The sequence below is a fragment of the Neorhizobium sp. SHOUNA12A genome (genome assembly GCF_023006505.1).
In the GTDB taxonomy this organism is placed as follows: Bacteria; Pseudomonadota; Alphaproteobacteria; order Rhizobiales; family Rhizobiaceae; genus Neorhizobium.
This window is the reverse complement of record NZ_JALBGV010000019.1, coordinates 1-23526: the sequence shown is the minus strand read 5'-3', so window position 1 is coordinate 23526 and position 23526 is coordinate 1. Positions and strand designations below refer to the sequence as shown.

The window sequence follows — 23526 nt, the reverse complement described above, 5'->3', positions numbered from 1 at the left end:
CGGCTGCGATCGTAAGGAATTTCATGATGGAGCTCCTCCGGGGTTTCCGAAATCCGCGCTCTCCCAGCGGATTAGAGATGGCATTAAAGCCTCGGGCCAGAAAAGAAAAATTGCATTTGGTATTCCGTTCATGTCCTAATGTTATGGGAGAGCCAAGCGCATGCGATTGAAACCACGGCAGGTCGAAGCCTTCAGAAGCGTGATGATGACGGGCGGCATTACCGCCGCCGCCGAGGCGATGAACGTCACTCAGCCTGCCGTCAGCCGCCTCATCCGCGACTTGGAGGAAATCGTCGAGATCAGGCTGTTCGAACGGGTCGGAACCCGGTTGATGCCGACAGCCGAGGCGACGCAGCTCTTCCGGGAGGTCGAGCGGCTTTATCTCGGCCTCGACCAGATCGCCCAGGCCGCCGACGATATCCGCCGGCACAAGAACATCGTGCTGAGGATAGCCAGCGTCACCTCACTGGTCCGGCCCTACCTGCATCAGGCGATCATCGATGTTGTCGGCAAACGTTTGGACATCCCACTGGTGATCGATGTCGAAAACAGCCGCCATATCTGGGACATGGTCGAGAAAAACCGCTATGATCTCGGCTTCGTCTTCAGCTCGCCGCGCATGGCCGACAAGAATGCCGTCCTGCTGCACGGTTCGCATGCGGTCGCCGCCATGGCGCCCGGCCACCGGCTGGCGTCTCGCAAGGTTATCACGCCCGCCGACCTTCTGGACGAGCGCGTCCTGATCCCGGGCCGCAATTCGCCGCTCAGGCTGGCGCTGGACCGCGCCTTTTCGAATGAAGACCATCAACCGATCAGCACGATGGAAACCTCGATGCTGAACTGCTGCTATTTCGCGGCATCGGGAATGGGTGTCGGCATCGTCGATCACACCAGCCTTCGGTCCGCCAGCGCCGACATCATCGCCATTCCGTTCGAGCCGAAGATCGAAGTCTCCTATTTCGCCATCCGTCCGTCAGGCGGGCAGCGCATTGCAGTGCTGGACGACATCGTAAGGCGGATGCAGGATATGATGTGTGCTATCAACAATACCAGATGAAGTATGCTTGGGGCGGTCGATCAGTGGAAGTCGGTGCTATTGAGTGGACATGAACTCTCGACACCATATTTGTCTTCGCCACTTTCGAATTAAATCAACTGCTTGGCTTTCGAGGTGGAAGACAGCCTACTCTCCCAACGGAAGTTCAATTTCTTCGCGGTTCTTTTTCGCGCCCTCGATCAGGACGGTGCGGAGCCGCTCGGCATCTTGTGGAGGCAGCATTCCCGCCCCGGTTCGAATACCTTCTTGCCACGCAGGCCCGCGCTCCCATGCTTCGTTGTAGACGAGCGCCAAGTCGGCAGATCGCCTTGTCTGCTGCAGGGCCTCAAGGAGCAGCGCAGCTTGACGAACGTCCTTCTCTCGCTTCGCCGGGCCCTGCCCATCAGTGTGTCGGCGACTAGCGACTATGAGCTTGTGGACCGCATACCGGGACGGATCGGGGACGACGACTGGGACGCCGCTTCGGTGGAGCAGCATTGTCCTGACGGGTTCCCTTATGAGGAAGTCGAGAAAGCGTAATGGATCCGCGCTGGCGCCACCAAGGGCGGGCATCTTCGCCGGCTGGTCGACGTAGTCATCCGAACCACGGTTCGACGTCAGGAATTCAACCCTGTAGCCGTCGGCATTCTGAAACGCCGACGAGGCCGCGGATCCCGATCGATGTGGAATTGGCCGGAAGCTGGCGTCGACGCCCTGCAACAGCTCAACGATCGGAGGCAGACTGTCTTCAAGCTCCTGACTGATGGCATAGTCCTGGGCGATGTCCGCATCGCCGGTCAGAATCGCAGCCATAGGAAGGCGGACGCCCAGCAGTCCTGAATAGCACTGAAAGGCCACCGTGCCGATGAGAATACCCCGGAGCCGGAAGAGACCGCCATCGGCAAGAGCCTCGACTATGTCGCCCGACATGGCGTCAGGGGCGACCATCCCGCCTTCGCGGGTCAGGGTATTTACCAAGCGCCTGCGAGCACGTAGATCGTCCTTGTCCCGCTTATGATCAGCTACGCGCTGCGCGATATCCGGATCATCAGCAGAACCGACGTAACGACGTTTCGTACCACCATGTCCATCTGGAATGTCGAAGTACCAGTATTTGCGCCCCTTGATGTTCGCCGGGGTGAACCGACCCTCCGGAGGGAAATCGGCCGTCCAAGCGGCGTCGAGCGAGCGCTGACCTAGCTCGGCGAGCATCGTCTGATACACGAGGTCGATAGACTTCATAAGCTCGACTCCGATGTTATACTGTTTTTCAAAAGCAGTATAACGGTCGAGAGGATAGGTCGCAAGATAGGATGCCACGAACGGTAAGATCTTCCGAGACCGTCGCAGAACCGGGATAGCACGATCGCGATTCTGAACGTCGGCCGGTTGAGGATCAAGCACGAGAGCACGTCCGTCCATATCGGCCGCCCCGGGACATCATCGAGAAGAGGCATCAACTGGCCTTGGCTTGGGATGCGTCACGTCGCCCGAAGAGAGTTCAAAACCTTCTGGAGCCGTGCCGCGAAAAAGAACAGCAACTCCGCTACACGCAGCGCAATTCTGAAAGGTCATGGGTTTTCCCAATTGGGTAGAACCTCTCTCGTGGATGCATCAAACACGGAGAAAATCATGATCGGAAACTCTTTCCCAGACTCATCGAATACAAGCGAACATCTTCTCGCGCCACCGCAAGCGTTCCGGCGCAACGTGCTGATTGCCGGTCTTTCCGCTTCGGTTCTGGCGGCAATGCCCGCCAGCGCCGCAGCCAAGAGCACCGCCTCCAAAAGCCGTCAGACCAACAAGGAAAGCAGTGACGTGAACTACGTAACCACTCCCGATGGCGCCGAGATCTTCTACAAGGACTGGGGGCCAAAGACCGCTCAGCCGCTCGTCTTTCATCATGGCTGGCCGCTTTCCGCCGACGACTGGGACACCCAGATGCTTTTTTTCCTCGGCAAGGGATATCGTGTGATCGCCCACGACCGGCGGGGCCACGGCCGCTCGAGCCAGGTCAGCGACGGCCACGATATGGATCATTATGCGGCCGATTTTGCTGCAGTCGCCAAGCACCTCGATCTTCGCAACGCCATTCATATCGGGCACTCGACCGGCGGCGGTGAGGCCACGCACTATGTCGCCAGGCACGGCCAGCCTGACGGACGCGTCGCAAAACTGGTACTGATCGGCGCCGTGCCGCCGATCATGGTCAAGACCAAGGCAAATCCCGGCGGATTGCCGATCGAAGTCTTCGACGGCCTGCGTTCACAGCTTGCCGCAAATCGCGGACAATTTTACCATGATCTCGCAAGCGGTCCCTTCTATGGCTTCAATCGGGAAGGCACCAAAAAGATCGAAACGATCGTCCAGAACTGGTGGCGCCAGTCGATGATGGGTGGTGCCAACGCGCAATATCTCGGCATCAGGGCGTTTTCGGAAACGGATTTCACCGAAGATCTCAAAAAGATCACCGTGCCGACGCTTGTGATGCATGGCGATGACGACCAGATCGTGCCGATCGCCGACTCCGCGCTGCTCTCGGCCAAGCTTCTAAAGGACTCCACCCTTAAGATCTATCACAACCTGCCGCACGGGATGTGCACGACGCATGCCGAAATCATCAACGCCGACCTGCTCGCCTTTATCGAGCGGTAGTCGGCTGGGAAGCGGCGCTATCCGCCGCCAGCGCCGCTTCCCGTTCTTTCTATGAAATTTTCAAAAGTAGCGGTCAGCCACTCCATTCGAAAGAATGGCATTACGACTTCCAAGCTAAAGCGAGGGGCCAATGCCGAGGTTGGTGCCAGCAAGTGCTTTGGTTGCCAAAGCTATCCCTAAGCACAGGATGTTTCCTCAGATAGTCGGCGTTGAACACGGCATTTGCTAAGAACGCTCCATTCGCCGGAACAGATCGGCATACTCGAGCGGGCAATATCGTCAGTGGTCACAGCATCCTATCGTCCTTTCACGTTCTCGACGACGAGTTCGCTGGAGGGATTGAAGCATGGCTCCTCTCAAATTTCAGTCGCTTCCTCCTGATGTGATGGCAAATGCCAGACCGCAGGAGGGACATGTGTCACCGGACCGCGAAATGGAGCGTGTCCTGCGCACTGCCCCGGTGGAATCCTTTCGTATCGACGATCCCTTTGATACCCGGCTCGCCCGATGGAAACACAACCCGTTCCACGACGTCGTGCACCCCATGTCGGATCACGTGATCATGACCTATCTCGGCGCTATGCAGCGGCTGGAGCGCCGGTCCGGGAAGGCATATGCGACAGGTATGGGACGCCAAGGCAGCATAACCTTCATCCCGGCAGGATCGACGTCACGTTGGGATATTCACGGCCCGATGGACATCGTGCAGCTCTATCTCTCCCCGGATCTCCTGGACCGGGTTGCCCGGGAATGCCCCGGGGAAGGTCGATCGTTGGTCGAGAGTACTGCGCAGCAGGACAACGTGATGGCGACCCTGCTTACGATGGCGCATCAGTCGTCCAATGGTATCAGCAGCTTGGACGGGCTCTATCGCCAGCAGCTTGCAAGCCTGATCGCCATCCATCTCGTGAAAACCCATGCCGGCGTCTGTGAGGCGTTAGAAAAAGCCTCGGGCGGCCTGGCGCCGGGGATTTTGCGGATGTCCCTCGAGCGGCTGTCGTCTGAAAAGGAGGAGGATCTTTCGCTCGGCGCGCTCGCCGAAGCGGCCAACCTTTCCCGCTTTCACTTCTGCCGCGCGTTTAAGAAAAGCACCGGCATGACACCCTACGAATGGTTGCGCCAGAGGCGGATGGAACAGGCCATGGCCATGCTGCGGGACCCCATGATGCAGATCACGGATATCGCAGGCGTGCTGGGCTATGGGACCCTCACCGCCTTCTGTGTGGCCTTCAAGCGCCATACGGGCCTGACCCCCGGCGAATGGCGGCGGGCGGCCCTATAGACCGCAATCCCTCAACATTCCGAGCAACTCTGAAATGTCTTCAGCGTCTCCTTTGCGATATTCTTTGAAAATCGACAGTCAAAGTTAAGGAGAAGCAATGATCAAGAAACGTTAGTGACCCAGTAGCGATTGTTTAAGTCAATGACATACCTTTCGTGAAGGCGTCTATGCTATTTATTTCAGAAAGTGATCAGACGTTACTTCTATTAATGTAACATCATGATCAGGAATGGACCCCGTCACTGGAATACGAATGTAAACCCATAAGGAGAATGACATGCTGAGAGAAGCCACTCTCTACGCTCTGTCCGGACTGCTTGTTTCGTCGGCTCTCGTCGGAACGCCGGTCGATTTCGGAAAGGAGCATCGTGAACCTTCTGGACGGTCGGCGCTCACGACCGCTGCAGTAGCTTATAACTCTGGAAAACCGGACGTAATTCGTCCTCGCACGTCTCGCGACAACCGAAAACCGGGCGACGAAGACATCAACTAACTCCGTCCCGCAGTTCATGCAATCCACCGAAACATTCCGCAGGTGAGGTCGCAACCCAGCACCTCGGACAACTCTGAAGGAGATCAACCATGACAAACATCAAGACCGCTTTCGCTCTCGTACTGATTGCCGCAGCAGGCTCTGCCAGCGTTACCTATGCAGAGGGAGATTATTACGAAGGTGCCCAGAAGAATACCGTCAGGCAACAGTCCCGCCCGCCGGTTAGCCGGGACTATACCGGTTCGGTGTCGCACACAGCTCCCGCGTACGGCCGTCTCCTGGATGAGAAGGCCATCGATAGCGGCGATTATTATGAAGGAATCCAGCGTCCAAACTGACGAAGCATATTCGTCCGAAGCAGCCAACCCGTGGGGGTTGGCTGCTTCGATCCTTTAGGCCAGCGTCATGCCGCCATCGACATGCAATTCGACACCGTTGACGAAGCTTCCCGCTGCCGAAGCAAGAAACAGGGCCGCGCGGGCGACTTCCTCCGGACGTCCCATCCGCCCAGCAGGGATAAGGGATGCCATGTAGTCCTCGAACGCCGGGCGATCGGCCTCCGAAACGCCCAGCTTGCCGAGGATGGCGGTTTCCACCGGTCCGGGGCTGAGGATATTGACGCGGATCTTCCGCGGCTTGAACTCGATCGCCCAGTTCTTCGCGAACGCGGCAACAGCCGCTTTGGAGCCGGCATAAACGATGTGATTTGGCAGGACCTTGGTGGCGGCGAGCGAGCTCGTAACGATGATGTTGCCGCCGACCCGGATCAGCGGGGCGATCGCCTGCACGCCAAGGAAAACACCGCGGGTATTGGTGGCAAAGTGCCGGTCGTAGTCCTCCAGTGTAACGGTGTCAGAGGCGGTAAGGTTGATGACGCCGGCATTAGCCACATAGATGTCCAGCCCGCCAAAGCGCGTCTTCACCACGTCCGCAAGCTTTTGATGATGCTCCGGATCGGCGACGTCGCCGACGAGGCCAAGTGCGCCATGGCCGATCTCGCCAACCGCCCGATCAACGATGTCCTGACGCCGGCCGGTGATAACGACTTGAGCGCCTTCCTCTGCGAACAGTCGGGCGGTTGCCTTGCCGATACCGCTATTGCCGCCTGTGATTACGGCGACCTTGTCTGCAAGATGCTGCATTTTGTTTATCTCCTTTTCTTTCGAGGATGAGATAAATGCTAGCGGTGCGAGCTATTAGCCCCCTATCGGGCACATGATCTGTGCCACGGAGATGTAAATGCCGAACCTGCTGGATGAGACGTCAGGTTTGACGGCGTTCGTGAGGACCGTGGAAGCGGGATCGTTCACGGCGGCGGCGCGCGATCTCAGCACGACACCATCGGCGGTTTCGAAAAGCGTGGCACGGCTGGAGAAGAAGATCGGTACGCGGCTTTTCCTGCGCTCGACTCGAGCGCTGACCCTGACGCAGGATGGGCAGGCATTTTTCGAGCGCGTCGCTCCGCTGCTGCGCGAACTCGATGCGAGCGATGAAGCCATCCGGCCACAAGCGGCTCCCTCCGGCAGGCTGCGGATCAGCATGCCCGGCGAGCTTGCACCGCTGCTACTCCCCCGCCTGTTCGGTACGTTTGCGAAGGATTATCCGGACCTCCAGCTCGATATCGGGCTGACCGATCGTTTCGTCAATCTAGTTCGTGAGGACTATGACGTCGTGCTGCGCGCCGGCTCGCTAATGCAGGAGGACCTGATCGTCCGCCGCCTGGCGGATCTACCGATGGCGATCGTCGCCTCCCCGGCTCTTCTTGAATTAACCGGACGTCTAAGATCGGTGGATGACCTCCCAGGTTTACCTTTTGCGCGCTACACCATGGATGGTGCCGTACAACCTGTCAGGCTTGCGGACGGCACGACGTTCATTCCGAGGGGACGGGTCGATTGCGACACGGGCTCGGCCCTGATCCAGGCTGCATTGAGCGGGCTTGGCGCGGCCTTTCTTCTGCGATGCCTCGTCGCAGACGACGTGCGAGCCGGCACGCTCGTCGATCTCGCGCCGGAAATCGCACTTCCGAAGCTCCCCCTTAATATACTGCATGCTTATGGGCGGACTGTTCCGGCACGTGTAAGACTATTTTGCGATTACATGGCCGGCGAGGCCAGAACCCTCGCCGACCTGTAACTTGGGTGGGTGATAACCAATATCCTGCCTGGTTCTTCGTCGCCGTCCCAGATGGGCGAGGTACCGTTCTGCACCGGGCCGTAAAGTATGCCCATCACTCGTCGAAGGGAGCGGCGGCAACGAGATCGACCGAGGAAGGAACCGTATAGCCCGGAACGAAACGCTCGCCGAAGTCCCGCACGAAATTGTCATAGGTGGTTTCCGGCTGCGTTTTCGCGATATGGCAGAAACACGAGGTCATTTTTCGCTTCATTCCGAGCCGCGGGAATTCGGCAACGATCGCCCGCACGTCAGATGATGGGATGAAGCTATATTTCAGACCGACCACATCAAAACAAATGCCGGTAGTACAAAGGGCCACTTCAGCCTCCTTGTAGAGCCCAATCGACGGTGTCGAATTGAGCGCAACGCTGTCCCAGATCAACTGGGCGCGCCGTCCGTTGAGCCCCGCTTCCGTCGCGAAATCTCGGGCAAGGTCGGCTGTTTCCACTTCGAAGCGGCGGGGCCCCGCAAATCGATCGTTGAGGGTTATGTCATGCAGCAGCGCGCCGATGGCAAGCACTTCGGCGTCATGGGCTATGTTCTGCAGCTCAGCGAGCTTTACCGCAAAAAGCCAGGAACGCATGACATGATTGAAGAGATAGGGCTCGTAGGCATGGTGCGCGTGCTCTATCGCGCGGTCTATGAGCCGGTTGTGAGGAACTGAAATACCGGCGACTATGCGCATTTCCATCGCAGTCATGTCATCACCTTTTCTGGCGCTTTAGTGCTAGTATTGACGATCGCGCGAGCAGAAATCCGCTGACGCGAAATTGCCGCGAAAAAACTGCATGCGATCTTCTGAATGTCAGACCGCATGCAGTCGCCTATAGGCCGTCAGTAATCCCAGAAAACCGGAACCCAACGGAAGGCGTCGCCGTCGACTGCGACATGCCCGACCGAAGGGAACGGCATGTGGGTGGCGACCAGCAGTTCGCCTGTCGCCGCCAGCTCCCGCAAAAGCCGAACCCGAACGCGGGCAGCTTCCTCGGGATCATGCTCAAAACCATTGAACCAGTCGGGGTGCTCGAAGCCGACCGCAAAGACAGCGTCGCCTGCAAACATCAGCCGGTCTTTTCCGGAAGCGACGCGGACCACGCTATGTCCGGGCGTATGGCCACCGGTGCGGGAGACGACGACGCCCGGAGCCACCTCTTGTTCCTCGTCGAAAAGGCGCAGCTGGTTGTGGTATTCCTCGGCGAACCGTTTGGCCGCCGCCCGAAGCGCATCCGGGAAACCGGGAGGCATGTTTACACGCGTGAAATCAGGCGCTTCCCAGAATTTAACCTCGGCTGCGGCAACGTGAATCCGCAGGTCGGGACGTAGCCGCTCCTTCACGCCATCGACGATCAGCCCGCCGACGTGGTCCATGTGCATATGGGTCAGCACCACGTCGGTCACCGATCCGAGATCGATGCCGGCGCTCTCCAATCGCTTGACCAGCTGGCCGGCCCGCGGGAGGTTCAATTCCGGATCCAGCCCCAGACCGGCGTCGATGAGGATGACCTGCGCGCCGCTACGCACAACAACCGCATTCAGCGCCCAGTCGAAAGCTTCCTGCGGCAGGAACATACTGTCCAGCCAGGTGGCACGTTCTGCCGCATCGGCATTGTGGCCCAGCATCTTGGTCGGAAGGGGCAGCACGCCATCGCTGATTACCAACACTTCGATCTCGCCAATGTTCACCGCATAACGCGACGGAACCAGTTCTTCAGTTGCCGGCCTGCCGGAGCGTGAAGTGTTCTCGATATTCATTTTTGTCTCCTGCTGACCCATCATGGGGGGATTTGCTTCTGCCTGCGTCATAACGCGCTCCTGTTCTGCGGGATTGGAACGTGCGGGGCACGAACCATGCGACGGAGTGTATTGGCGCGCTTTTTGGCGGTCGATTGGGCCGAGGGAGAGGGAGGGCTACACCCAAGAACAGGTAGGTTCTCCCGTTCGTTTACGAAAACGAGGATTAAGTTATGGCCCCGCCATTATTGAGGATGGAGACGCTGATATCTTGAGGATAGGTCCTGGACGAGCGGTGAATCGCTGGTTCATCAATACAGGCGCTCCAAGCCGATGCTTGGCCAATCGAACCGGCCACGTCTGCGATGAAACAGCCGTGATCTCGTGACCAGGAAAAGCGATGGAAACTCAGGGGCGCTCAGTCTTGCCGCTTGCCTAGCGCATCACGAACGGCCGCAAGCAGAGCATGTCCGTCAAAGGGTTTTCGCAGAAAACCGCCGGCGCCGCGGGCTCGGTCCTGATCGGCTATCTCATGCCGCCCGGTGATCAGGAATACGGGAAGTTGCGGGTTCTCCCGCCTGGCAAGGTCGCGAAGCTCAAACCCATCGACCCCAGGCATGCCGATATCGGTGATCAACACATCGACGCCCGCAAGCCCGCGGGCGAGCAGCAATTCTGCGGAAGAGAAGCTGCGGATCAAATATCCGGCCGACTCCAGCAATTCTTCCAGTGATGCAAGAACCCTTGGATCGTCATCGACAACCGCCACCACGGGCTTGCTCATGTTATGCTTCCTCCTGGCCGGTGCGAGTTAGTTTCCGACATATCCGACAACCCGCGATCATGAACCTGCACCTCCATCCGCCGGTAGCGTGAATATGAACTTGGTGCCTCTCGGTTCGTTCCCTTCCGCCCAAAGCTGCCCCCCATGTGCCTCGACGATCGAGCGCGAGATCGCGAGCCCCATGCCCATTCCCTGATCTTTTGTCGTGAAGAAAGGCTCGAATATCTTGTCGGGGAACTGGATGCCGCGTCCCCGGTCGCTAACCTCGATGCGAGCCATGTCGCCCATTCGATGGGCCCGAACCTGAAGGATCCTGTCTTTCGGAACGGAAGCCATGGCGTCCATGCCATTGCGCATGAGATTGACCAGGACCTGCTGGATCTGGACCCGATCGAACGGGACGAGCCTAATGCCGCTTTCGCCCTCGACATCGATGCGGATGCGGCGCCGCGATGCCTCTTCGGCAAGCAGATCGCGGGCCTCGAACACGACGCCGCCAAGCGCCACGCAATCCCTCTTGGCAGGGGTTTGCTTGAACAGGGCACGGATGCGGCCGACGACGTCGGCAGCAGAGTTCGCGCTATGGACGATACGATCCAGCGTTTTCTGCGCCCTTTCGATATTCGGCGGTTCAGCATTGAGCCAGCGCTGGCAGGCACTCGAATAGTTCATCACCGCCGACAGAGGTTGATTGACCTCGTGGGCAATGGATGCCGAAAGCTCGGCAAGACTGGCAGCCTGGCTTGCGCGCGCAAGGTTCTCCTGGGCCAGGCGCAGTTCCTCCTGCGCACGCACTTGATCCTCGATATCGAAGCAAATGCCATTCCACTGCACGATCGTGCCCTCACCGTTGCGCATCGCCGCTGCGCGCGTTTCCACCCAGCGATACACGCCGTCGAACCGCCTCAGGCGATGCCTCTGTGCATAGGGTTCGCCGGTCGATAGCGACTGGCCATATCGTTCTTTGATGGTCGGCAGGTCATCGGGGTGGATTACGGCTTCGAGTGTGCCATCCAGCCGAGGCTTTCCTGCCTCATCCTTGTCTTCGAGATTGAATCCGAGGTATTCGCGAAGTTTTTGACTGCGATATATCGGTTTGCCATCCGGCATGGCGCAATAAATCAATGCGGGCAGCGTTTCGACGAGCTGTTGAAGATGCCGTTCGCTCACGCGCACCGCCTCCTCGGCCATCACCAGATCGTGGATGTCGGAACTCACGCCGTACCATTGGAGGATGATGCCGGTCTCGTCCCGTAAGGGTTCCGCCCGGGTCTCCGTCCAGCGATAACTGCCATCGGCACGGCGCTGACGATATCTCTGGATATACGGAGCGCCCGTGGCGAATGAATGCCGGACGGCCTGGCGCACCACTTCCCGACTATCCGGGTGTACGACGCTCAGTGAAGGCGACCCATCCGGTGCTGTGATATCCTTGAGAGTGGCGCCCGTCACTTCGGTAAAAGGTTTGTTGACATAAGTCGGCGTTCCGTCGGCCGTTGTGCTCCAGATCAGCGCGGGCACGGTGTCAATAAGTTGTTGCAGTTGCCTTTCACGCTCGCGTAGGGCCGCTTCCGTTCTTTTGTAGACGTCGATATCCAGTGTCGCACCGTACCATCCTGTGATGCGTTCCTGACTGTCGCGTGTCGGCCGGGCCGCGGCGCGATGCCAGACATAGGCTCCATTGGCGCGCAGTACCCGATATTCGACATTCCAGTGTTCACCCGTCCTCAAGGCCTGGCGCAACGACTCGCCGACCCGTTTGCGATCCTCCGGATGCGTACCTCGCTGCCAACCCTGCTCGCCGCCTTCCAGGAATGGTTTGCCCTCCAGCAGCTCGTTCAGGTCCTCGAGCGTCATCGCTATAGAGGTCTGCGCAGTCGGCGTTGCGTAGGTGAACTGCCCGGACGCGTCCATCGCCCATGCGCCGCCATAGAGGTTCTCGATGGCAAGCGCAGCCCGCACCGCTTCACCGGTCTCACCGAAAGAGCTCGCGGTCGTCCACCGCTTATCCTGCCTTGCCACCGCCGGGTCCACATCGACGCTGATGCCGTATTCGGGTTCCACCCGAAACTCGACCCAGCGGTAGTTCCCATCGGCTTGAAGCTGCCGGTAGCTGCTGACCTGAGGAACGCCGTGAAAGAACGCCCGCGCAGTTGCCTGCTCCACGGTGGGCCGGTCGTGCGGGTGAACGGCGTCCATCGACAAGAACGCTTCGGGTGTGGTGTTGTTGAGCGCGCGGGCGACGCCGACAATACGGTCGCGCCGCGGCGACGGGGTATCGGTATCGATCACCGTACCATACCACCCGGTAATGGTACCGTCGTCGTTGCGTACCGGATGCCCGGTGCTGCGCGTCCAGCCCCACATACCGTCCGCACGCAGCATGCGATGCTCCACGTTGTAATGTTCGCCAGTCTGCAGGCAACGCTGCCACATGGCGGCCGCGCCTTCGTAGTCCTCCGGATGGACGACCCGGCTCCAGCCCAAAGTATTGTCGTCCAGTGGCGAGTTGAGGTCTTCCAAAGCGAGACCGAAAAAGGCAAGTGCAGCCGGCGTCACATAGATAAAATTGCCGCCGGCATCGGTTGCCCAGCCATTGCCGGTGATCCGCTCGACGACCTTTGCCGCCTGTACGGCATCAATATCGGGTGACCTTACCGATCCCCCACCACTACCCATCCCCGAAGCTCCGGCGGACTTCGACATGCCTCAACCCGATCCCATTTCATTTGAGATCGCCATGGTGCGCTTAAATCGAAACTACGCCACGGCCTCTCCACAAAAGACGGTATACGGGAGCTTGCGACAAAAACACCTGTTCCGAAGGATAGGGCGAAGATTCGCGAGGCAATTCAGCTTTCGATCGTAGCAAGTGCCAGCAGATATCCGATCCAAGCCAAGCGCGGCGCAAAGAGGCAATGCCGGGATCGCGCGGCCCGCTTTGCCCTCCATATTCAGCTGCTGAAGATCGTCCGGATCGACTTCAGAAAAGCGGTGGCAGTCCGCTCGTGTTTCTCTTCTGCAAGTCGTAGATCGCGGATGCCGCCAGGGCCCGAGGACAGCATTGCCGCGATCTCCTCGGCTATTGCCGGTCGTTCGGCGATCAGCTGCGCAAAACTCTTCTGGTCGATCTCGTAAGCAGTGACTCGCGTCAGGGCTTGCAGCGTGTAGGCTTCCTCCGTTCCCGCCAGAAGGCCGGTTCCCCCAAAGAAGTCGCCCGAGGAAAGGCGTCTTTTTTCCTGTTCGTCGTGCTGCATCGATACGACGCCGGTGCGGATGATCATCATCCAAGGTAGCGCCTGCCCCTGGGCGACGATGACGTCACCCTTGCGATATTCGCGCTCGATGCCAGACTGAGCCAATTTTTCTCTTTCGGATTGCGTCAGCCCGGAGAGGATCGGGTTCTCATCGATAACCTCCTGCAGCATCGCTTCAGGCGGTCGAGGTGTTTCTTTCAAGTAAGTTCCGTCCGCGATGGCGATCGCCGAGGGCGGCATCGCAAGGTGCAGCCCGGACGATCGGCAATGACGGTAGAATCGATCGATCACCTCGTTCTGAGCCGTTATTCTCAGCAGTGGATTGCTCACGCGGAAAAACAGACGGATTTCCAGCGCGGTGGCGTCGAGGCCGCTGAACGAGACCAGTGGCGGTGGCTCGCGCATGATCGAATTGCAGCCGGCCAGAACCGTCAACATGGCCTCCTCGACAATCGAGGGTGCGTGCGTCGGGACCAGCCGTACCGTCATCTTTAGGAGATGCGTTTCGTCGGGCCGGCTGACATTGGTCAGCTTCAGCTTGGCAAGGACACTGTTAGGCAGCACGACGATATTGTTGGCGCCGGTCAGAATTTGCGTCGAACGCCAGGTGCTTGCGGTAACTCGTCCTTCCGTGCCGTCCTCAAGGAGAATCCAGTCGCCTAGCGCATAAGTATGCCCGAGATTGAGGGCGACACCGGAGAAGACGTCGCCGAGTGTATTCTGAAGGGCTAGACCAAGTGCAATGGCGATGACGCCGGACGTCGCGATCAGCGTTCCGACAGGAGCGCCGAAAACGAAAGCCAGGGCGGCGAGCGTGACGCACATATAGACGACGCCGACGACAATATCCTGCAACAGGCGGGCCTCGCGAGGCCTACCTTCCAAAACCAGATAGATACGCACGAACCCGATGACGGCCCAGGAGAGATGGAGCCACCACAACAATTGGCCGAAGACGATGAATACGGCACGCTCGTCGCCGATCCGCAGGCCTTGGGATTGACCGAGCGGAATATCTTCGAAAACGAGGACGGAGGTCATGGCCGTGAAAAAGACGATCTGCACCACGAGCCGCAGATTGGAGCGCAATGGGCCGATGAGCTTCCAAACGGCCATCCCGGTCAAACCTAGAATGATCAGCCATGCGAGGGGCTCGGCGGCGATTTCACCCAGATATGCCTGAAGCATGATGATCGTCCCGGTGTTCGGAGGTCAGTAGCCGATGCCGGCGACGTAGTTCGCCAGCATATGTTCCTGCAACTGCTCCTGCTCGAAGAGAACCTTTAGGGCGTCGCGGATATCGAGAACGCCGAGAGGCTTTGCATCCGCGCCGAGGACCGGCATGTTCTGGATGCGGTTTTCCACCATGACCTGCCATGTCGCCTGTAGTTCATCTGCCGGGCTGCAGGAAATGATGTTGCGGCTCATCAGCGCCTCGACGCTTGCATTCGCCTCGCGGTCAGCCAGATGGCGAATAAGATCGGATTTGCTGAGTACCCCGGCTGCCTTTCCGTGTCGCTCGCTGACGACGACAAGTCCAATGCCCGGATTGGAAAATGTTAGGGCGGCGGCCTGCAGTGTAGCGGCGACATCGATCACCATCAGGCGGGCCGATGTCATGGGATAGAGTTTTTCGATGCGCATGGTTTTCCTCCTGACGGCGATCGCGGGCACGGCCGGGCATGTCGGTATTGATTGCAATCGGAACCGGAATGGCGCCGGCCAGAGGGCGCCATTCCGTCATTGATGTCAGGCGAGAACCGCCTTTCCCGTTCGAGCTTACTTTTCGTAGGTCGTCAGATTGGTTTCATTCGTGTCGACCACGAACACGGCAAGGAGGCGAGCACGCTCCGTCTTGCTTGCATTTTCGCTCACGGCGTGATGGTCGCCGGGAAACTCGGAAAAGTTCTCGCCGGCATGGTAGACGGTCACCAGCCCGCCATTGACCTTGCTGGTTATCGCTCCTTCCAGAACCGTCGCATAAATGAAGGCGGATTTGGGATGCGTGTGAGCGGACGAGGTGCCGCCGGGCGCATATTCGACGAGCACGCCCTTCATGCTCTTCCCGGGCACGTTGGGCAGTGGCTGGTCGTAGACCACCGTTACCTTTTCATCGCTGTGGTCATCATCCGCCGAAACCGCAGCCGCGGAGGCAAATACGAGAGCCGCCGCGCAAAGAAATATCCTGATCATCTTCGTCTCCTGGTAAATAAGGCTTGCCAACCCGAAAGACCGGTGAAGCCGGGAGGAATTTGCGAGGGAGTCGCTTACTTTTTCTGGGCGGCAGGGGACTGGAGCCAGTCCTCGAAGCGAATCGCGCCAAGGCGGGCGCCGGCATCCGGAACCAGTGTCCGGTCGTCGATCTCGACCTCGAAATAACGGGCATGCGGATCGGCGAGGATGGTACGCGGATCGTGGGTGGCCTTGAGGTAACGCCCGATGAATTCATTCATCGGTGCGCGCTCCGGGCCGGCGATCTCGATCATACCGTTCGCCGGTTCGGCTAGAGCGGCATCAGCCATGGCGTCGGCAACGTTGTCTGCTGCGATCGGCTGAAAAGCGCCCGTCGGAACGCGAACATTCGTTCCTTCGGTTGCCGACTGGGCGATGGCACCCACGAACTCGAAGAACTGGGTGGCATGGACGATTGTGTAGGGCACTCCTGAGCTGCGGATATGCTCTTCCTGACGCAGCTTGGCGCGGAAATATCCCATCGCCTGCATACGGTCCGTGCCGACGACCGACAGCGCGACATGATGACGAACGCCTGCGGCCTTTTCCGCTGCAAAGAGGTTGCGACCAGCTGCATCGAAAAATTCCATGGCGGCTTTCTCGTCGAAGGACGGCGAGTTCGCCAGGTCGATAACCACCTCGGCACCGGTCAGAGCTCCAGCAAGACCTTCTCCAGTCACTGTGTTCACGCCCGAATTTGGAGATGCAGCAAGCACCTCATGTCCCTTCTTGCGAAGCCGTTCGACGGTTTTCGAACCAATGAGGCCCGTGCCTCCAATAACGACGATCTTCATGTCCTATCTCCTGGTTTCAAGTTTGATATTGAGTTGCGGGTCTGCTGCGGCGTTATTCCGCCGAGGCTGCTTCCTCGATCAGAGAGGCTATTTCCTTGGGATGCGAGACCGTCAGGGCATGCGAACCGCCCTCGATGACGATGGTCTTCACCGCATGCGCTCGCTTCGCCATGAAGCTCATCACGGCTGGCGGGATGTTGCGATCGGCGGAACCGTAAATCGCGTAGGAAGGCAGCGTCTTCCAGGAGGCGGCGCCCGACGGTTCGGCCAATGCGGCCTGCGCGATTGGGCGCTGGGTGGCCGCCATCAGCCGCGCCGCGTCTTCGGGCACGTCGGCGGCAAACTGATCGTGGAACCGGTCCGGCCGGATGTAAAGATCTTGGCCGCCGCCCGGCAGCGCAGTCGTCGTCAACGCGTCCCCCAGCGTGCTGCCGGGAAATTTTCCCGAAAGGCTCGCGCTGGATTCACCGGTCTCCGGAGCAAAGGCGGCGACGTAGACCAAGGCCTTCACATTCGAATTTCCGTTGGCCGCTTCGGTGATGACCGGCCCACCGTAGGAATGACCGACCAGCACGACCGGTCCCGAAATCGAGCGGAGGACGCTTGCGACAGTCGCGGCATCGCTGGCAACGCTGCGGAGCGGATTGGCAGCGGCGATCGCCGTATAGCCGTCCTTGGCGAGCGCACCGATCACGCCGTTCCAGCTCGACGAGTCGGCGAATGCGCCGTGCACCAGCACGATCGTCGGCTTGGCTCGCGGTTCCGCGGCCTGTGCGAATGCCGCAACTGCCGTGCCCACCGTTGCGGCGAGCGTCAGAGTTTTGATGATATCGCGCATCTTATGTCTCCTGTTAGAGCCTCTTCGACCGGTCAGGAGAATGCGTCACGGCGGGCCGCCAGCCTATCGAACAGAGGCATCGACCATCTAGTCCCAGAGTACAGGTAGGATAGATCGGGTGATTAGATTATCCTGCCTGAACTCAGGGCAATCGCTCCCGCAGCAAGCGAGGGGCTCATGCTTCGCCGATGATCGGCGGCTAAAGCTCGAAGACATTCCCCAGCCTTCAGGGCCCTGTGGCGAAGGAAGAGGCGTCCGGCGCTTATGCGCCAAGACTAGTCGCTTCGGGGGGCAGCTTTTGGTTGTGAGGATAGTATTGCGCAGACTCAAGCCTGCGGCGTCTCGCGAAGACTGGAGGGCAATGAATCCCAGGCGCGAATGAGTTCGCCGATGGAAATAGCCCGCATCTTGCGCATTACATTGCTGCGGTGGAGTTTAACGGTGATCTCGCTGATCCCGAGTTCGAAAGCGATCTGTTTGTTGAGGCGGCCGCGCGCAACTTCACGAAGTACCTGACGTTCGCGCGGCGTCAGCGTCGCGAACCGGCTGGAATGCTGATGGATGTTCTCCGCCTGCGCCCTCTGCTCCACGTCCCGCTGAATGCCTGCAATCACGGCGTCCAACAACGTCTGGTCGCGCACCGGTTTCGTCAGGAAATCGACGGCGCCGGCCTTCATGGCTTGCACCGTCATCGGAATGTCGCCGTATCCCGTGAGAAAGACTATGGGTTTCGTGATTCCGCGCGCCGAGAGTTGATGCTGTAAGTCAAGACCACTCGCGCCGGGCATTCGGACATCCAGCACCAGGCAGCCGGGCCGATCGGGGAGACCGGCGCTCAACAGTTCCCGGGGCGACGGGAAACAGGCGACATCAAGCCCGACAGATTCCATGAGTTCCTGAAGAGAGTTACGAACGTCCTCGTCGTCGTCGACGACAAGGACCAGCGGATTATCTGCAACGACAGCTGAGGTTGCCATCTGATCATCTCCCGAGAAGGCAGATTATAGGTGCTACCATGCGCAGCGCGCTCGCCTTACCGCCCTGCGACCGAACGCACCCCGACAAGTGAAGGGCGCCGTTGCCGGCCAAGATAAATATATCCTTCATCAATCTGGGTCCCCTATCTACCGGAGCGGCAGCATCTCAACTCCGCCTGGCTGCAATTGCCAGCCGCAATCCATGTCACGCGTCCCCAGCCCGTCAGGACAACGCTCTGTCTTCTGTTGCACCGCTTCGGGTCCGGCCCTTTGTTCTATCCGCAAGCCATTTGCGGACGTCGTCGGAGAATTCCGGCGGCGCCTTTCCACCGAGGTCGCCGGCAATATCGGCCAGCGTCTGGCTCGCAAGCGAATCCCGCATCGCCTTCTCCGCGCGCAGCATCACCGCGTGGATTGCGCATACGCCTTTCGTTGCCCATGACGGCGGCCGCTCCCGATATACGGCGCAGCGGCCGCGGATCTCCTGGCAGTCGAACAAGGGTTTCTTACCTTCGATCGCATCGATAACCTCCAGAACCGTGATATCTCCGGGCTGCCTTGCGAGCAGATATCCCCCGTTGATGCCCTCGGAGGCGGACACGATCCCCGCCTTTTCCAGCTTCGGAAATACCTTCGCCAGAAAACTCCGGGAAATTCCCTGAAAATCCGCCAGATCGCGGCTGCTGAGCGGCGTTCCGGGCGAACTCGCCAACCACAGGAGACAATGCAGCCCGTATTCCACACCTGCCGTCATATGCGCCATAACTCGGACTATAATTGTCTGAGTTATGGCTGGCAAGCACTAATTTGAACTGCCCAGCGAAGCGCAACATTCGCTGCACGGAAATCAGCCGCCGCCGGAGACGGTAACGTCTTTCACTTCCGCTTAAGCCGTCATCGGCGTTCGGCAATTGGCAGATACAGGGTGACTTGCGTGCCGGCATTGAGTTTGCTTTCGACGGCGATATGTCCTCCCACGTCCTCGACGAACCGCTTGACCACCGGCAAGCCGAAGCCGCCAAGCCCCGTCGCTCTTGTTGTGAAGAAGGGCTCGAAGGCACGCTGCAGCGTATCCGGGCTCATGCCGAGGCCGTTGTCCACGATCTCTATCTCGACGGCCGCCGCATATCCGCCTTTTCCCGCGCTTCGCGCGGCAAGTGCGATAGTCCCTCCATCCGGCATGGCATCGCGCGCATTCGTCAGCAGGTTCATGATGGCGCCCTGCAAGTTGATCCGACTGCAGGTCAGGGGCGGCAGATTCGGCTCCACCTGCAGGTCGAGCCGGATTTCGGGCTGCCAGATGGTTTCGACCAACTCCCGAAGCTCCGTCAGGCAGCCAGCGACGCTGACGGCTTCCACCGAGGTCTCTCCCTCGCGTGCCCGGCGGAGGGTCTGCTCCACAAGCGTTCCGGCGCGTCCGAGAGACATTCTCGCACTGGCAACGATGGGCGGCAGACTCGGATCCGCTGCCAGATGAGCGTTGCGGGAGAGGATGTTCAATGCGGATACCGCAACCTGTATGAGATTGCCCAGATCATGAACCGTGCCAGGCATGGAATCCGGCAGGCGACCCGTAGCCGCGGCACCGGCAACAGAAGGTGGAAAGCCTTTTTGGGCTTGTAGGCCTATTTCGGTATGCGACATGAGATCCTCCATGGGCGCGGAACAAGCCCAAAATCGGTCAGCAATGCAGCACAACCTAAGGGATGGCAGGGTTGGGATCGATCAAGCCAAGGATGGGACATGCCCATACCGAAGGATAGGTTTCACGCGGGTGGTTTTGTCCCGCGCAGGAGGACGACGGCAAAATCAAGCATGAGCACAGTGCGAGACCCTGGGCGCGACCACATAGAAAAATGGCGAGCAAAGCATCGGATTGTCGCCTTCTATGAGGGCGAGGAGCCGTTCCTAATACTGCCCCTCCGTTGCAAATCCGAGCATAGGCAAAGGGGGTAACGGCGAATTCCACAACCTCCTCGCCCAGCGGAATGACCAGCTTTCGGCCGACGAGGACGTCTCGGATATCTGACGGATATCCGCTTTACGAAATGCGGATTCGATGAGCCTTTCGTAACCATCGGGCGGACGAGCCTGAAGCGCATTGTTACAGGCCTTTGTTACAAGGCAGCCAATGCGCAATAGTTTGGAAAGGCGTTAAGTACTTGATCTTGGTAGGGATCAAATCGGAATGGTGCCCAGAAGAGGACTCGAACCTCCACACCCTTTCGGGTACCAGCACCTGAAGCTGGCGCGTCTACCAATTCCGCCATCTGGGCGACGGAGAGCCATGTACGGGTGTGACCTTCCCCTGTCAACTGGCTTTTTGAAGTTTCCGCGCCCGTCGCTAAAAAACCTTCACGGATCTGTCACGGGCGGCCTCAGCTCCCGCCGTCTTCGGTCGCCTTGCGGTCCACGTGGCCGAGGTCGCGGTCCGGGTCGATCATGTCGCGCACCCGCTGCTTCAATTCCTTGGGGCCAGGAAACCCGCCGTCGCGCTTGCGCTCCCAGATGAGCGTCCCGTTCACCTGGATCTCGAAATTGCCGCCGGTGCCGGGGATCAGCGCCACCTCGCCGAGCGCATCGCCAAAGGTCTGCAAAAGCTCCTGCGCCATCCAGCCGGCCCGCAGCAGCCAGTTGCACTGGGTGCAATAAAGAATCGTAATGCGCGGTTTTTCCATGATGTTTCGCCTTCTACCCAAGTCAATTCGGTCTCACGATATTGTCAACCGGAACGGTCAAGTTTTTGAACGCACGCATCTCGACAGAGAGGACGCGAACGTCAATTTGGAGCTCCTGCGACGACGGTCGCGTCGTTTTCAAAGAAAGAGGTCCCATGGCTCTTCAATCCACCACCCGCTCCCGGCTGATCATTCCGGCACTCGCCCCTGTCTATACCTCCGGCCATGAGATCGTCGAGACGATCCTGCGCGTCGCAGCCGGCGCGCTGCTGGTCACCCACGGTTTCGGCAAGATCACCAACCCGTTCGGCGCGGTCGGCATGGTCGAAAGCCTCGGTTTCTATCCGGGCGTCTTCTGGTCACCGCTGCTTTCCGCCACCGAATTCTTCGGCGGCATTCTCGTCACCATCGGCCTCTTCACCCGTCCCGCCTCCTTCGCGGCGATGATCGTGCTTCTGGTCACCGTCTATTTCCACGGCATTGCCCAGAACCAGGGTCTCGCCGGCGCGGAAAAGTCTATCCTCTGGGCAGCGATCTTCCTGTTCTTCGCCCTGCGCGGCGGCAATAGCCACTCGGTCGACGCCCGCCTCGGCCGGACGCTCTGAACTTCAGGAAAGGCTGGGCCGCTCCCGGGCTCAGCCTTTGCCTTCGAGTGCCAGCCGCACCACGGTGGCGAGATCGGCTTCGCCATATCCGAGCGCCGCGGCTTTCTCGAAACTGGCGCGCGCTGCCTCGATGGCCGGTGTCGCGACGCCAAGACCGCGGGCAAGATCAAGAACCACGCCCATATCCTTCAGCACGCCGGAGACCGGAAACCCGACCGCCTCGGTCTCGCCGAGAATGACCGGAAGCCGCGACCGCATGGCCGGGCTTGCAGCCGGACTGCCGGACAGGATCTCGATCATCTTGCCGCGCCCGAGCCCAGCCTTGCCGCCGAGCTCGACGGCTTCCTTCATGATCTGCCACAGCCCCATCAGCATCATGTTGTTGACGAGTTTCGCCGATGCCCCGTCGCCCAACCCGCCGACGTGATGGATACGGTTCGAAAGCACGTCGGCCACCGGCAGGAAACGCTGAAAGTCCTTTTCCGCCCCTCCGATATAAAGACCGGCCGTGCCTGCCAGGAGCATTTCCGGCCCGCCGGAAATCGGTGCGTCGAGAAGTGCCGCACCCGCCTTGCCCATCGCATCTTGATGGACACGCAGCGTCTCGGGGCTGACGGTGCTGGTATCGACGACCAGCTTGCCAGCCGGCGCGGCGGCGGCCAGTTCATCGAGCACGGCGTGCACGGCGGCATCGTCGAGCAGGGCAAGGATGACGATATCCGAAGCGTCGAAAAGCGCCGCCAGGCCGGCCGAGGCAGCAATCCCAAGCGCCGAGGCCTTTTCTCCGGAAAGCCCGCTGCGTGTCCAGCCCGTCACCGAAAAGCCCTGCGTTGCAAGGCGCTCGGCCATGGCACTGCCCATCCGGCCGAGGCCGACGATACCAACCCGCTCTTTCGTCATGCGTTGATCCTGCTCATGTCGTTGCTGCCGGAGTTAAAGCAGAACATGCCGGTCTCGTCTTCTTCATTTTGCATTGCGGGAGGGTTGAGGAATATTTCATATTCGACATGCGTAATCTGAGGGAGCCCGGACGGAAGATGAGCGAAATATTCAAGGGCGGCTGCTTCTGCGGCAACGTGCGTTATCGCATGCATGGGCGGCCGATGTTCATCCATTGCTGCCATTGCACCGACTGTCAGCAGCAGACGGGCGGCGCCTTTGCGATCAATGCCCTCATCGAAGCCGATCGGGTGGAGGTGACGAGTACGGAGCCGGTCGCGATCGCCATGAAGACCGACAGCGGCCTGCCCCACGACATCTACCGCTGTCCAGAGTGCCAGACAGCCGTCTGGAGCGATTACGGCCGGCGCAGATGGATGCTGTTCATCCGGGTCCAGACGCTCGAAAGGCGTGGCGAATTCTCACCGGACGTGCATATCTTCACGCGTTCGAAAGTCGCCTGGGTGGGCCTGCCGGAAGGCGCCAATGTATTCGAGAACTATTACAGCTCCAAGGCGATGTGGCCGGCGGAAAGCGTCGCGCGGCGTGAGACGGCCCGGATCAAGGCCGGGGCGGAACGCTGAAACACGGGAAGGCGGGCGGGAGGAGACGACATGGCGAGCGAACGCGAAAAGATGGCGGCCGGCGAATGGTATTGCTGCCTGGATCCGGAACTCGACAGTTTGAGGAACAAGGCGCGTATTGCCGTCCATGCGCACAACACCATGCCGCCCACTGAACGCGGCGTGATGGCGCCTGCCCTGCGGACGCTGTTCGGGGCAGCCCCGGACGCCTTTCTGGAAGCCCCCTTCCACTGCGCCTACGGCTTCAACGTCTTTCTTGGGCAAGGCGTCTATCTGAATGCCGGCTGCACGATCCTCGATACCGCACCGGTCAGGATCGGTGCCCGCTCGATGCTGGGGCCTGGCGTGCAGATCTATTGCGCCGATCACCACCGCGACCCCGTCCTGCGCGCCGAGGGCCACGAGATTGCCCGCCCGATCGACATCGGCGCCGACGTCTGGATCGGCGGCGGCGCGATCATCC

25 protein-coding genes, 1 tRNA gene and 1 pseudogene are annotated in these 23526 nt (G+C 59.7%); 9 read left to right on the top strand and 18 right to left on the bottom strand.

The genetic code is table 11. The annotated features are described in order from the left end of the window. Nucleotides 1–160 precede the first annotated feature (160 nt). Complete coding sequence (locus tag MOV63_RS11375) at nt 161–1057, top strand: LysR family transcriptional regulator (protein WP_040124146.1); 897 nt, start codon at nt 161–163, stop codon at nt 1055–1057. A 126-nt stretch (nt 1058–1183) separates the two neighbouring features. Here MOV63_RS11375 and MOV63_RS11370 read toward each other — a convergent pair whose 3' ends face one another. Both MOV63_RS11370 and MOV63_RS11365 read right to left on the bottom strand, forming a co-directional pair. Further along, nucleotides 1184–2278 carry a GSU2403 family nucleotidyltransferase fold protein gene (locus tag MOV63_RS11370; RefSeq protein WP_247033912.1) on the bottom strand — a complete coding sequence of 365 codons (1095 nt, stop codon included), beginning with the start codon at nt 2276–2278 and terminating at the stop codon, nt 1184–1186. A gap of 60 nt (nt 2279–2338) precedes the next feature. Beyond that, nucleotides 2339–2461: pseudogene (locus MOV63_RS11365) on the bottom strand (IS5/IS1182 family transposase); the annotation flags it as partial. A 393-nt stretch (nt 2462–2854) separates the two neighbouring features. Here MOV63_RS11365 and MOV63_RS11360 point away from each other — a divergent pair. The 4 genes from MOV63_RS11360 to MOV63_RS11345 all read left to right on the top strand — a co-directional run bounded on the left by MOV63_RS11360 (nt 2855) and on the right by MOV63_RS11345 (nt 5804). After that, nucleotides 2855–3691, top strand: a complete 837-nt coding sequence (locus tag MOV63_RS11360) for an alpha/beta fold hydrolase (RefSeq protein WP_247033910.1) — start codon at nt 2855–2857, stop codon at nt 3689–3691. A 346-nt stretch (nt 3692–4037) separates the two neighbouring features. Next, nucleotides 4038–4973 (top strand): AraC family transcriptional regulator, encoded by a 936-nt coding sequence (locus MOV63_RS11355; RefSeq protein WP_247033846.1) that lies wholly within the window; start codon nt 4038–4040, stop codon nt 4971–4973. Nucleotides 4974–5250: 277 nt separating this feature from the next. Beyond that, nucleotides 5251–5466, top strand: coding sequence for a hypothetical protein (locus MOV63_RS11350; RefSeq protein ID WP_247033845.1), 216 nt, complete (start codon nt 5251–5253; stop codon nt 5464–5466). Between the two features lie 89 nt (nt 5467–5555). After that, nucleotides 5556–5804: a hypothetical protein gene (locus MOV63_RS11345; protein WP_040124144.1), complete on the top strand. Its 249-nt coding sequence runs from the start codon at nt 5556–5558 to the stop codon at nt 5802–5804. Between the two features lie 54 nt (nt 5805–5858). On the opposite strand, the gene MOV63_RS11340 is transcribed toward MOV63_RS11345, so the two are convergent. Then, the gene (locus tag MOV63_RS11340; RefSeq protein ID WP_040124143.1) at nt 5859–6608 is read right to left on the bottom strand and encodes an SDR family NAD(P)-dependent oxidoreductase; all 750 of its coding nucleotides are present in this window, start codon (nt 6606–6608) and stop codon (nt 5859–5861) included. 97 nt (nt 6609–6705) lie between these two features. Between MOV63_RS11340 and MOV63_RS11335 the strand changes: the two genes are divergently transcribed. Continuing rightward, a complete protein-coding gene (locus tag MOV63_RS11335; protein ID WP_247033844.1) occupies nt 6706–7602 on the top strand; it encodes a LysR family transcriptional regulator in 897 nt (298 codons plus the stop codon). A 94-nt stretch (nt 7603–7696) separates the two neighbouring features. Here the strand turns inward: MOV63_RS11335 and MOV63_RS11330 are convergent, their stop codons facing one another. The 14 genes from MOV63_RS11330 to MOV63_RS11265 form a co-directional block, all read right to left on the bottom strand. After that, on the bottom strand, nt 7697–8344 hold the full coding sequence (locus MOV63_RS11330) for a hypothetical protein (RefSeq protein ID WP_247033843.1): 648 nt from the start codon (nt 8342–8344) through the stop codon (nt 7697–7699). Nucleotides 8345–8478: 134 nt separating this feature from the next. Next, entirely contained in the window at nt 8479–9396 is a 918-nt protein-coding gene (locus MOV63_RS11325) for an MBL fold metallo-hydrolase (RefSeq protein ID WP_405029323.1), read from the bottom strand. 397 nt (nt 9397–9793) lie between these two features. Next, nucleotides 9794–10159 carry a response regulator transcription factor gene (locus MOV63_RS11320; protein WP_040124136.1) on the bottom strand — a complete coding sequence of 122 codons (366 nt, stop codon included), beginning with the start codon at nt 10157–10159 and terminating at the stop codon, nt 9794–9796. Nucleotides 10160–10216: 57 nt separating this feature from the next. Continuing rightward, nucleotides 10217–12865 carry a PAS domain-containing protein gene (locus MOV63_RS11315; RefSeq protein WP_247033841.1) on the bottom strand — a complete coding sequence of 883 codons (2649 nt, stop codon included), beginning with the start codon at nt 12863–12865 and terminating at the stop codon, nt 10217–10219. A gap of 248 nt (nt 12866–13113) precedes the next feature. Next, the gene (locus tag MOV63_RS11310) at nt 13114–14604 is read right to left on the bottom strand and encodes a mechanosensitive ion channel family protein (RefSeq protein WP_247033839.1); all 1491 of its coding nucleotides are present in this window, start codon (nt 14602–14604) and stop codon (nt 13114–13116) included. Between the two features lie 24 nt (nt 14605–14628). Continuing rightward, a complete protein-coding gene (locus MOV63_RS11305) occupies nt 14629–15060 on the bottom strand; it encodes a CBS domain-containing protein (protein ID WP_247033837.1) in 432 nt (143 codons plus the stop codon). Nucleotides 15061–15195: 135 nt separating this feature from the next. After that, nucleotides 15196–15609 carry a cupin domain-containing protein gene (locus MOV63_RS11300; RefSeq protein WP_247033835.1) on the bottom strand — a complete coding sequence of 138 codons (414 nt, stop codon included), beginning with the start codon at nt 15607–15609 and terminating at the stop codon, nt 15196–15198. 74 nt (nt 15610–15683) lie between these two features. Continuing rightward, the gene (locus tag MOV63_RS11295) at nt 15684–16442 is read right to left on the bottom strand and encodes an SDR family oxidoreductase (protein WP_247033833.1); all 759 of its coding nucleotides are present in this window, start codon (nt 16440–16442) and stop codon (nt 15684–15686) included. A gap of 52 nt (nt 16443–16494) precedes the next feature. Then, nucleotides 16495–17280, bottom strand: a complete 786-nt coding sequence (locus tag MOV63_RS11290; RefSeq protein ID WP_247033832.1) for an alpha/beta fold hydrolase — start codon at nt 17278–17280, stop codon at nt 16495–16497. 326 nt (nt 17281–17606) lie between these two features. Then, a complete protein-coding gene (locus tag MOV63_RS11285; RefSeq protein WP_247033831.1) occupies nt 17607–18257 on the bottom strand; it encodes a response regulator transcription factor in 651 nt (216 codons plus the stop codon). 223 nt (nt 18258–18480) lie between these two features. Next, entirely contained in the window at nt 18481–19011 is a 531-nt protein-coding gene (locus MOV63_RS11280; RefSeq protein WP_309500825.1) for an Rrf2 family transcriptional regulator, read from the bottom strand. Between the two features lie 140 nt (nt 19012–19151). After that, complete coding sequence (locus tag MOV63_RS11275) at nt 19152–19901, bottom strand: sensor histidine kinase (RefSeq protein ID WP_247033829.1); 750 nt, start codon at nt 19899–19901, stop codon at nt 19152–19154. A 545-nt stretch (nt 19902–20446) separates the two neighbouring features. Then, nucleotides 20447–20533: transfer RNA gene (locus MOV63_RS11270), tRNA-Leu, on the bottom strand. Between the two features lie 102 nt (nt 20534–20635). Continuing rightward, nucleotides 20636–20938, bottom strand: coding sequence for a SelT/SelW/SelH family protein (locus MOV63_RS11265; protein ID WP_041364050.1), 303 nt, complete (start codon nt 20936–20938; stop codon nt 20636–20638). Nucleotides 20939–21090: 152 nt separating this feature from the next. On the opposite strand from MOV63_RS11265, the gene MOV63_RS11260 reads away from it, so the two are divergent. Beyond that, nucleotides 21091–21540, top strand: a complete 450-nt coding sequence (locus tag MOV63_RS11260; protein ID WP_247033827.1) for a DoxX family protein — start codon at nt 21091–21093, stop codon at nt 21538–21540. Nucleotides 21541–21570: 30 nt separating this feature from the next. On the opposite strand, the gene MOV63_RS11255 is transcribed toward MOV63_RS11260, so the two are convergent. Then, entirely contained in the window at nt 21571–22440 is an 870-nt protein-coding gene (locus MOV63_RS11255) for an NAD(P)-dependent oxidoreductase (RefSeq protein WP_247033825.1), read from the bottom strand. Nucleotides 22441–22577: 137 nt separating this feature from the next. On the opposite strand from MOV63_RS11255, the gene MOV63_RS11250 reads away from it, so the two are divergent. Both MOV63_RS11250 and MOV63_RS11245 read left to right on the top strand, forming a co-directional pair. Beyond that, nucleotides 22578–23063: a GFA family protein gene (locus MOV63_RS11250; RefSeq protein ID WP_247033824.1), complete on the top strand. Its 486-nt coding sequence runs from the start codon at nt 22578–22580 to the stop codon at nt 23061–23063. Between the two features lie 30 nt (nt 23064–23093). Then, the coding region (locus MOV63_RS11245; protein WP_247033822.1) for a sugar O-acetyltransferase at nt 23094–23526 on the top strand (433 nt) is incomplete at its 3' end.